Raw genomic sequence first — 2,592 nt, forward strand, 5'->3', positions numbered from 1 at the left:
GATCCACCACCAGCCCGGCTCCGGGAAGGCGAGCACCGGCAACGCCCCCGCCACGGCGACCGCCACCGGCCGCCGCCAGGAGGAAGTGATCCAACGCCCGGCCGTCATGTCCACCAAGTGCCCTCGATCCGCGCGGCGAGACGGGTCGTGCGGGACCTGGACGCGCGGGTCGGACGCGCGCGGGTCGGACGCGCGGGACGTCGGCGTGGGGCGAGCGCGCGGGACGTAAACATGTGGCGCACGCCGGGGCGCGTCGGCGAGGCTGGCGCGATGAGTGAGCACGACAAGTCCGAGCCCGGCCCCCGCCACCGGATCAGGGCGGTCCACACGGAGGACACCGTCACCGTCTACCAGGCCTACCGGCCCGCCATAGGGCTGCCGGCCGCGCGTGACGGGCGGTTCCCGCCGGAGTGGAAGCGGGACCGGATGACGTGGATCAAGCCGTCGTTCCTGTGGATGATGTACCGCTGCGGCTGGGCCGCCAAGGAAGGCCAGGAAACGGTGCTGGCCGTGGAGATCCGCCGGGAGGGGTTCGAATGGGCCCTGCGCAACGCCTGTCTCTCGCACTACGTGCGCGGCACGCACGAGGACCGGGCGTCCTGGAGCCGTCAACTGCGGAGGGCGCCGACCAGGGTTCAGTGGGACCCGGAGCGGGACCTGAGGCTGCGGCCGCTGCCCCACCGGTCGCTGCAGCTGGGGCTGGCGGGCGAGGCGGCGGCCCGGTACGCGGACGAGTGGATCGTGTCCGTCGAGGACGTGACGCCGAAGGCGCACGCGATCCACGCGCACGTCAGGGCGGGGGACATGGAGCGGGCTGCGGCGCTGCTGCCGCCGGAGCGGGTGTACCCGCTGGACCCGGAGGCCTGCGCGCACCTGCTGCCCTGAGCCGCTGCCCTGTGCCGGAGCTGCCCTGTGCCGGAGCTGCCCTGTGCTGGCGCGGCGCGCCTAGGCCGGCTGCAACGCCTCGGCGCGCACGGCGCGGGCCCACTCGACGACCAGCTGTTCGTACCGGGCGCGGTCCTGGGCGGTCGGCGCGCCGCTCGAACGGAGCCACAGGGCGCGGATCATGTCGTTCAGCTCGGCGGCGGAGCGCGCGGGGACCTCGGGATTGAGGAGCATGGCGCCCACCTTAGGGGCAAGGCATGACACTCCGCTACCGACTGGCTACAGTTCGGCCGCGTGCGGGCTGAGTACACCGGTGCCGATCAGGCCGAGAATCAGCAGGCCGAGGGCGATCCGGTACCAGACGAAGGGCATGAAGGACTTCGTCGAGATGAAGCGCATGAACCAGGCGATCACCGCGTAGCCGCAGAGGAACGCGACCACGGTGGCGAAGACGGTCGGCCCCCAGGAGACGTGGGACCCCTTCATGGCGTCGCCGAGTTCGAAGAGGCCGGAGGCGAGCACGGCCGGAATGGCCAGCAGGAAGGAGTACCGGGCGGCGGCCTCACGGCGGTAGCCCATGAAGAGGCCCCCGCTGATGGTGGCGCCGGACCGGGAGACCCCGGGGATCAGGGCCATGGCCTGGCAGACGCCGAAGATCAGGCCGTCGCGGAACCCGAGGTGCGAGAGGTCCTTCGGCTGCCGGACGCGGTGGCGCCCGCCCGTCTCGGCGCGTTCGGCCAGGCGGTCGGCGACGCCGATCGCGACGCCGACCACGATCAGCATGGTGGCGGTGACCCGCAGATCGCGGAACGGGCCCTCGATGTGGTCCTTCAGCGTCACGCCGAGCACACCGATCGGGATCGAGCCCACGATCACCAGCCAGCCCATCTTCGCGTCGTGGTCACGCCGCATCTCCCGGTCCCGCAGCGAGCGGAACCAGGCGGAGACGATGCGGCCGATGTCCTTGCGGAAGTAGATCAGGACCGCGATCTCGGTCCCGATCTGGGTGATCGCGGTGAAGGCGGCCCCCGGGTCCCTCCAGCCGGAGAACGCGGCGGTCAGCCGCAGGTGGGCACTGGAGGAGATGGGGAGGAACTCGGTCAGCCCCTGGACGAGCCCGAGGACGAGTGATTCGAACCAAGACATGGGTGCAGGCAGTCCCAGCGCTGATCGGGGAGGACGGGAGGACGACGGCCACGACGGTCCGGGCACTGTAACGGCCCCGGACCGTCCGCCCGGTGATCTGCGGGTGAACGCAACGCGTCGTGCCGTCGACCGGTCAGCGCCCGCGCAGGTGGTGCCGTTTGCGCCAGGCGAAGAGCGTGCCGCCCATCGCCGGGAGGGCGATGACCGCCACCGCGATCAGGAAGGCGGGCGAGGTGGGGCTGGAGGCCTGGGACCCGGCGACCGCGTACGCGGCGGTGTTGGGGACCGAGCCCAGCGCGGTGGCCGACAGGAACGAGGAGGCGCGCATCCGGGAGACGGAGGCGCAGTAGTTGGCGGCCCAGAAGGGGACGCCCGGGAAGAGTCTCAGCGCCATCGTCGAGCGGAACCCGTGCCGGCTCAGCTGGCCGTCGGCGGCCCGGAGCCAGCGAGCACGCAGCAGCGGCCGCAGCGCGTCCTGGCCGAGCAGGCGGCCCAGCCCGAAGGCGAGACCCGCGCCCAGCACCGTGCCGCCCAGCGCGGCGGCCAGACCCAGCCACGCCC

4 protein-coding genes are annotated in these 2,592 nt (G+C 72.6%); 1 reads left to right on the forward strand and 3 read right to left on the reverse strand.

The genetic code is table 11. The features are described 5' to 3' along the window. The first annotated feature begins 270 nt into the window (after nt 1-270). Entirely contained in the window at nt 271-885 is a 615-nt protein-coding gene (locus HW445_RS26160) for a DUF4291 domain-containing protein (RefSeq protein ID WP_180223351.1), read from the forward strand. Between the two features lie 60 nt (nt 886-945). Here the strand turns inward: HW445_RS26160 and HW445_RS26165 are convergent, their stop codons facing one another. The 3 genes from HW445_RS26165 to HW445_RS26175 form a co-directional block, all read right to left on the reverse strand. After that, nucleotides 946-1,119 (reverse strand): hypothetical protein, encoded by a 174-nt coding sequence (locus HW445_RS26165; RefSeq protein ID WP_180223352.1) that lies wholly within the window; start codon nt 1,117-1,119, stop codon nt 946-948. A 45-nt stretch (nt 1,120-1,164) separates the two neighbouring features. After that, nucleotides 1,165-2,031, reverse strand: a complete 867-nt coding sequence (locus tag HW445_RS26170; RefSeq protein WP_180223353.1) for an undecaprenyl-diphosphate phosphatase — start codon at nt 2,029-2,031, stop codon at nt 1,165-1,167. 133 nt (nt 2,032-2,164) lie between these two features. Then, nucleotides 2,165-2,592, reverse strand: a 428-nt coding sequence (locus HW445_RS26175; RefSeq protein WP_180223354.1) for a TVP38/TMEM64 family protein, incomplete at its 5' end; no start/stop codon positions are given.

The sequence above is a fragment of the Streptomyces sp. UH6 genome (genome assembly GCF_013421635.1).
Classification (GTDB): domain Bacteria; phylum Actinomycetota; class Actinomycetes; order Streptomycetales; family Streptomycetaceae; genus Streptomyces; species Streptomyces abyssomicinicus.

Coding starts and splice junctions, on each gene's coding strand:
- HW445_RS26170 (WP_180223353.1), bottom strand. CDS start 2,031: ATGTCTTGGTTCGAATCACTCGTCCTCGGGCTCGTCCAGGGGCTGACC.
- HW445_RS26160 (WP_180223351.1), top strand. CDS start 271: ATGAGTGAGCACGACAAGTCCGAGCCCGGCCCCCGCCACCGGATCAGG.
- HW445_RS26165 (WP_180223352.1), bottom strand. CDS start 1,119: ATGCTCCTCAATCCCGAGGTCCCCGCGCGCTCCGCCGCCGAGCTGAAC.